A 6,910-nucleotide genomic window follows, 5' to 3' on the forward strand; every position below is an offset into this window, starting at 1 on the left:
ACCGTTGGATGGCTGGGGATCGCCATATCCACTATCGCCAAATCGTATGGCCCATCTCCCAATCTTTCGATCCCTTCAACAAGGCTTGACGCAACCACGACCTGACTGTCCGACCTAACACTAGACAATAAGTCCTGTATGCTCTTCGCCTTAAAACTGTCATCCTCAACAAGGAGAACCCTAAACATCAGTGCACCAAATCATAAGACATAGTCACAACCACTTTACGATTTCGACATACAATTTCCTGGATATTGAAGCTAGCATCTGCGGTCTGTAAATGGTAGAGTTTTTTTATTCCACTACGATCTTCAGATAATTGCGCATTCTCAATGTCATCTTCAGGATTTACTTTTAAACGGTCATTAACGTATTGCTCATCCTGCTCTGGAGAAATTTCCGAGGTTATCGTCAATACTGCTGCTTTAACATGTCCATCTTCCTCACTGAGCAATGAAAATGACCGTTCTACATTACCGCGGAATGAACCATGCTTTGCGGCGTTATAGACAACAACATAAAAAGCATCGTACAGAACATGATAGGCTCCCCCAACTAGCTCTATATCCTCATCTGAATCGAAACTTGTGTCAGCCTCAAATGACGGAAAAGACTCCTTTACTTCAGCCACGACCGCTTTGTAAAGAAGAGATAAAGATGCCTTTGGTGCAACACTGATAGGGCGCTTAAACCAACCGTGCATTGCTATTAATTTCTCATCAATTGTTCTTTGTAGATCACGAGTAAAGTCTCTAGCCAATTCCTGCAGTTTAGGGGGCGAATTGTGTTTGAAGTCAGTTGAGAACTGAGTTTTCACTAGCACCGCCTTTTGACTTTTAAGAAAAGAATTAACATTTTTTAAATCCAGTTCCGCAAGTCTCCAACAATATTCAGTAAGCAGTTGCGGTGAATTGACGCTGCTTTTGTTTTTTGAGAAATCTTTTATTAAATCCTGACTGCACGATATCGCAACTTCATATTTCCGGCTTTCTTTAAGATGCGGCTTTAAAAGGCCGTACCTCTTTGAAGAAGACTCGACATGCAGCCGATTCCTTATTATTTCGTCAACGACCTTTTCGTATTCTTTCTTCCAGATTTCCCACCTCGCCGACAGGCCAACATCATTAAAAAGCGTTGGGTATTGAAGCTCTATAGCGACAACGCCAGAATATAGATGCCCTTTAAAGGTCCCGTGCCGAATTCTTCGACCCAGGTACGAGGCTATACCGAACATATTGTTACCGCAAAACTCAGAGTAACAGCGCTCAATCAAGTTTATGATTTGTACATCCTCGAAATCGCCCAACGATTTCTTATGCTCCATGCTTGTTAAGACTAGATTAAGCTCTCTTATTAACTCATCATTTATCCACTCGACAAACCTTGCCACATCGACGTAAATTCTGTTGTCGTCAATCTCGTTCCTTACTCTATTTATCTGTTGATCAATAAGTATAGTTCTCGCTCGATCCAAAAAGCTTCGATCACCAGTAACTTCACCCATCCATTGATGCAAATCAGCTCTAGTTTCGGTAATGTCCTGAGATGACTTAATAATATGAGACAGTTTTGCAATAAAGTCTTCTGTACATACTTCATACATGAAAAAAGCGATATCTTCAGACTTCTCTGCCAACTCAGAAACAAAATTAACAAGCTTTCCTTCATGGGTGTCTTTCACAACATCTTGGATCAACCTTCTTAACCTAAAGTTATCCGCTTCGTTACCATCTTTCCTCGCTATTAGCAGGTAAAAGACAATTTTTGAAATTTTTGTTTCGGCATTATTAGCCATATACTTTAGAAACTTTGAGTTGATTGTTTTCTCAAGGTCGCTAGTTCTACTCATCAGTGAGAACAGGCTGTCATCAGGAATTTGGGCTTCACCTTCACAACGCAATATTAAATAATTAAATAGGGCAGACCTAGTGATTAAGCCCTTTGCCTCTAATGACTTTAATTTTTTATGATTGTGATTTGTCAAGTCAGAAACCGAATCCAGCTCAGCCAAATCAAGATCCTTTGCCCATCCAGACAGCCTCGAAACTAACGGTTCATCCAAAACAAAGTATGGCGCTTCGGGCGCATCATAGAAATGATCCAGAAACATCCGATAGTTTATGATCTCGTTATTTTCCAGCCACACGCTAGATCGTTTATAGAAAATACTTTCTCCATTCTCATATCCCAGAAATTGACTGGCCAACCTATCAATGCTCACAGCAGCATCTTGGAGCAAGTCAAGGACTGAATAAAGATATTCATATTTCTCTGGACTCCAAAAAAAGCGATTTACCTTTGCTATTACTAACGCATCAATCAGTGACGACTGAAGACTACTCATAATTAGCTCAGACAAATCGTCATCATTTGAAGCGTGAGGATGAAAAGGGATTCTCGTCATATCTCTTGTATATTTATTATAACCTCCACGATCCGGAAGATTCATCAACGAGCGCTTCATACTTAAAAAATTTTGCTCTTCCTGATAGCACTGGAGCAGTGAACTTACGATTAAATTGTTTCCGCCCAATCCAGATTGCTCCAATGAAAAATCTATATTTGGTGTGCACTCACCGCTTTCATTAGCAACCTTCACCAAAGCGATTTTTCGCAACAGTAAATGACTATACCCATGTTCGATTATTAACTCACCAACGATGGCATCAGAGTCAGCAAAGGACCGATTAATAATCGTCATATTCAATAATGATAGCTTTTCTATAAAAATTTCCAGCTTCGATAAATTTTCAAACGCTAGCAAATTTAACATTTCAAGCTGCTTCCCGAGATTCAGCGGAATTAATCGAACATAATTCTCTCGGGTCTGAGGTTTTTCTGGAAATAAATTTGGAATTGTCGCCTCGTACTTCATTGAATATGATCTAAGAACGCGCTCGACGTTTGTTAACTCTCTTGCTGAAGCACTTTTCCGCAAGTTGTTCATAAGCGGTATTGCTCTCGACATCGTTGCCGTTAACAGGGCCCTAACTTTATTCCTGGTTTTCGGCTGAAGTAATTTAAGCTCTGAAGCGAAATTCACAATGCATCCTTAGATCAAACTTTATATATTTTTTACTTAGCCGGTTTGTCAGAACAACTAACTGGATCACCCTATGTTCTCCCGGAACGCTCCAGCATTTTCCCAAACTTCCCCCCCACTGAAAATTTTCTCCTTTCTTGTCTTCGTTTCTACCACGAACGCTCCCGAGCTGGGAAACAATGATGTGGTCGATCTGGGTGGTGCCGTCTTCGGTGAGCAGGGTGACGTTCTTTATGAGGTGGTAATGGGTTTTGTCGAGAGCAAATCTGGAGGTCAGGTTAACCACCGATTCCCCGGCTTTACCTTTGAACCAGGGCGATTTGGTGACAGGCACGAGGATGGCTAACGGGATCAGGTACCAGATTTCCATTGGAATGGCGTTTTGAAGTGTGTGGTCCATCCGTCATCCTTAACCGCGGCGTGAATCCGTTTCTTGTGACTACACACTAGCCTAAACTTTAGAAAACTTCCTACCCGTCCGATGTAAAATCTAGTAAACCAGATACATAAAAAGCCGCCCGGTTTCCCGGGCGGCTTTTTTGTGATGCCTTGGTTAACGATTCGGTATCAGGCAGCCGCCAGATACGCTCCCGCAACCGCCAGCAAACCACCAACACCACGGCTGAAGCGGCTGTCTGCTTTCAGCATCAGGCTACCCATACCGCGCCCAACCAGAGTGATGGCGAGCGTAGCTATGGAGAAGCCGGCGAGATAAGCGACCAACGTTGCGCCTGCAGGCATTTCTGTACCGTGAGCAAAGCCGTGGAACAGCATGAAGGCGCCGACGAGCATGCCGCCAACAGCAGTCGGCAGTTTCGCCAGAGTAGCGATGAGAATACCTGCCACCAGTACGGAGAAGGTGATGCCGGTTTCAACGCCGGGCAGGCTCAGACCGCCCCAGGCCAGGGCTGCGCCCAGGCTCATGCCGCCGATCACGAAGGCCGGCGTCGCGTTTTTCATGAGATTATTCTGGCGCACACTCCAGAAACCAATAGCAGCCATGGCCAACAAGTGGTCCAGGCCCAGCATGGGGTGCAACAGGCCGCTGAGGAAGCCGCTTTCAGCCTGGGTGCCGTGGCCGGTGTGGGCGGCTGTGGTGGTGGCGGTGAGTAGCAGGCCGGCGGCCATGAGGAGTTTGGTGGTCTGGTTCATGGTGTTCTTCCTTGTGTTGCTGAATTCGGTGTTTGTGGTTCGGTGTCAGGCGGTTTCGGCCACTTTGTTCGGGCGCCGTTCCGGCAGCATGCCGCGCTCTAGGATGAAGCTGATGATGGTTTCCAGCCCTACTCCGTCGTAGAGGTTGGTGAACACAAACGGGCGCTCGCCGCGCATTTTCTTTGAGTCCCGGTCCATCACATCCAGGGAGGCGTGTACCTGTTCGGCGATGTCGATTTTGTTGATGATCAGCAGGTCCGATTTGGTGATGCCGGGGCCGCCTTTGCGGGGGATTTTGTCGCCGGCGGAGACGTCGATGACGTAGAGGGTGAGGTCAGACAGCTCCGGGCTGAAAGTGGCGGAGAGGTTGTCGCCGCCGGATTCCACCAGTACCAGTTCCAGGTTGGGGTGTCGGCTTTGCAGGTCGTCGATGGCCGCGAGGTTCATGGAGGCGTCTTCGCGGATGGCTGTGTGGGGGCAGCCGCCGGTTTCCACGCCGAGGATGCGGTCGGCTGGGAGGGCATCGTGTTTCAGGAGGAAGTCGGCGTCTTCCCTGGTGTAGATGTCGTTGGTGACGACGGCAATGTCGTAGTGGTCTTTTAAAGCTTTGCACAATTGGCGCAGCAAGGCGGTTTTACCTGAGCCGACCGGGCCGCCGACTCCTACTCTCAGACAATGTTTCATGGCGTGTTCTCCGTTACTCTATTCAAGATCGTTTTGTTCAGCTTCTGAAAAGCCGTGAATACTGGGTTTCATGGTGTGCGCTTGCGAGCGCGAGGCCGGGCAGTACCGGGCCGAGTTCGTTGTCTTTCCGCGTCAGCGCCTGGTCGACGGCGTGTACCAGTTTGGGGCGCAGCCGTTCGGTCAGCCGCTGGGCGGCGGTGTGGCCCAGGGGCATGGCTTTGCAGGCGACGGCGAGTTGGTTTTCCAGCCAGGCCCAGGCGAAGCCGAGCAGGGTTTGGCGCACGGGTACGTGGCGCATGTGGGCGGCCCAGGCGAAGACAGTGACGTAGCCGGGGTCTTCCGGCATTCGGCCTTCGGCCGGCATCAGTTCCAGGCTGCCCAGCAGGCGAATGAGCGCAGAGCCCAGGCGGGCGTCTTCGTCGCTCAATTCAGCGGTCTCGCGGGTGGCGTGCAGCCATTGGTTCCAGTGGACCAATTCGGCGCTGTCGCTGTTGGCCCAGGCGGTTTGCAGGCGCACGAGCAGGGGCAACTCGCAGCGGGTGAGGCCGTCTTCCAGTACGCCTTCCAACCAGTCGCCCAATTGGTCTTCATTGTTCACCCAGCCCAGTTCGAAGGCGCTTTCCAGGCCCTGGGACCAGGCGAAGGCCCCGATGGGCAGTGCGGGGCTGACCAGTTGCATCAAGCCCAGCAGGGACAGGTCGCCTACGGCGGTCTGGCTGCTGTCAGTGAGCATGAGGGTGGTCATGGTCGTGCCCGTGGCTGTGATCGTGTGAATGGCCATGGCCGTGAGCATGCCCTGCTTGGGCGTATGCGCCGGGCTCCGGATCAAAGGGAGCCTGGTGGTGTACCAGGGAGGCGCCCAGGCGTTCGGCCAGTTCTTCCAGTACGTGGTCCGGCGGGAAGCGCACCCATCCGGTCTTTCCATCTGTTGCGGTGTCTTCGCTGCCGATGGATAGCGACACATGACGGTTGCCGAGGTGGTAGCACAACCGTGCCAACGGCAGGCCGGGTTCGATGCGGGCGGTGACCACGGGTTCGTCGGCGGCGCGGATGCGGATGATTTCGCCGCTTTGGGCCTGCAGGAATTCGCCCTCTCGCAGCACGGGGCCGCGGTCGAGGAACAGGCCAACGTCGTAGCCGGTGTCGGTTTTGGCGCGCAGGCGGCCGCGCATGCGCAATTCGAAGGGCAGCGTTAGGTGGTCGTGGATTTCGCTGGTTTCCACTGGGCCGATTCTCTGTGTCAGCTCAAGCATGTCGGGCTCCTTAAAAAAGATGATATAGCTGCGCCAGTGGCAGTTCGGTGGCGGGCTCGCAGGTGAGCAGTTCGCCATCGGCGTGCACTTCGTAGGTTTGTGGGTCCACGGTCAGGTGTGGGCAGGCGTCGTTGAGCTTGAGGTCGCCCTTGCGAACGCTGCGTACGTTTTTACAGGCCGCGAGGGTGCTGTTCAGCCCCAGTTCCTTGCCAATGCCCGCATCCAGCGCGGCCTGGCTGACAAAGCTCAGGCGGGTGGCACTGGCGGCCCGGCCCAGCGCCCCGAACATCATTCGGTAGTGCACGGGCTGGGGCGTGGGAATGGAGGCGTTGGGGTCGCCCATGGGGGCCGCTGCAATCATCCCGCCTTTCACAATGAGCGCGGGTTTTACGCCAAAGAAGGCCGGGTCCCACAGTACCAGATCCGCCAGCTTGCCCACTTCCACGGAACCCACTTCGTGCGCGATGCCGTGGGTGATGGCGGGGTTGATGGTGTATTTGGCGATGTAGCGTTTGGCGCGCAGGTTGTCGGCACCCAGTTGTTCGTCGTCCGGCAGCAGGCCGCGCTGCACTTTCATCTTGTGGGCGGTCTGCCAGGTGCGGCACACCACTTCCCCCACCCGGCCCATGGCCTGGGAATCGGAGGCGATCATGGAGATCACGCCCATGTCCTGAAGGATATCTTCCGCGGCGATGGTCTCGCGGCGAATGCGGGAATCGGCGAAGGCCACGTCTTCCGGGATGTTGGGGTCCAGGTGGTGGCAGACCATCAGCATGTC

At 51.6% G+C, this 6,910-nt stretch carries 7 protein-coding genes; all 7 read right to left on the reverse strand.

The window, feature by feature from the left end; translation table 11 throughout:
* Window positions 1-187: 187 nt before the first annotated feature.
* Window positions 188-2,875, reverse strand: a complete 2,688-nt coding sequence (locus B3M52_RS03605; RefSeq protein ID WP_286748807.1) for a hypothetical protein — start codon at window positions 2,873-2,875, stop codon at window positions 188-190.
* Window positions 2,876-3,020: 145 nt separating this feature from the next.
* Window positions 3,021-3,443, reverse strand: coding sequence for a nuclease-related domain-containing protein (locus tag B3M52_RS03610; RefSeq protein WP_286748809.1), 423 nt, complete (start codon window positions 3,441-3,443; stop codon window positions 3,021-3,023).
* A gap of 167 nt (window positions 3,444-3,610) precedes the next feature.
* A complete protein-coding gene (locus B3M52_RS03615) occupies window positions 3,611-4,195 on the reverse strand; it encodes a HupE/UreJ family protein (protein WP_286748811.1) in 585 nt (194 codons plus the stop codon).
* 45 nt (window positions 4,196-4,240) lie between these two features.
* Window positions 4,241-4,879: an urease accessory protein UreG gene (ureG, locus tag B3M52_RS03620; RefSeq protein ID WP_286748813.1), complete on the reverse strand. Its 639-nt coding sequence runs from the start codon at window positions 4,877-4,879 to the stop codon at window positions 4,241-4,243.
* 37 nt (window positions 4,880-4,916) lie between these two features.
* Window positions 4,917-5,612: an urease accessory protein UreF gene (locus tag B3M52_RS03625; protein ID WP_414673592.1), complete on the reverse strand. Its 696-nt coding sequence runs from the start codon at window positions 5,610-5,612 to the stop codon at window positions 4,917-4,919.
* Window positions 5,602-6,132 carry an urease accessory protein UreE gene (gene ureE, locus B3M52_RS03630; RefSeq protein ID WP_286748817.1) on the reverse strand — a complete coding sequence of 177 codons (531 nt, stop codon included), beginning with the start codon at window positions 6,130-6,132 and terminating at the stop codon, window positions 5,602-5,604. Before ureE ends, B3M52_RS03625 begins: the two co-directional genes overlap by 11 nt.
* 10 nt (window positions 6,133-6,142) lie before the next feature.
* On the reverse strand, window positions 6,143-6,910 hold a 768-nt coding region (locus B3M52_RS03635), incomplete at its 5' end, for an urease subunit alpha (protein ID WP_286748819.1).

Origin of the sequence: Marinobacter sp. UBA2688 (assembly GCF_002352785.1) — a bacterium.
GTDB lineage: Bacteria > Pseudomonadota > Gammaproteobacteria > Pseudomonadales > Oleiphilaceae > Marinobacter > Marinobacter salarius.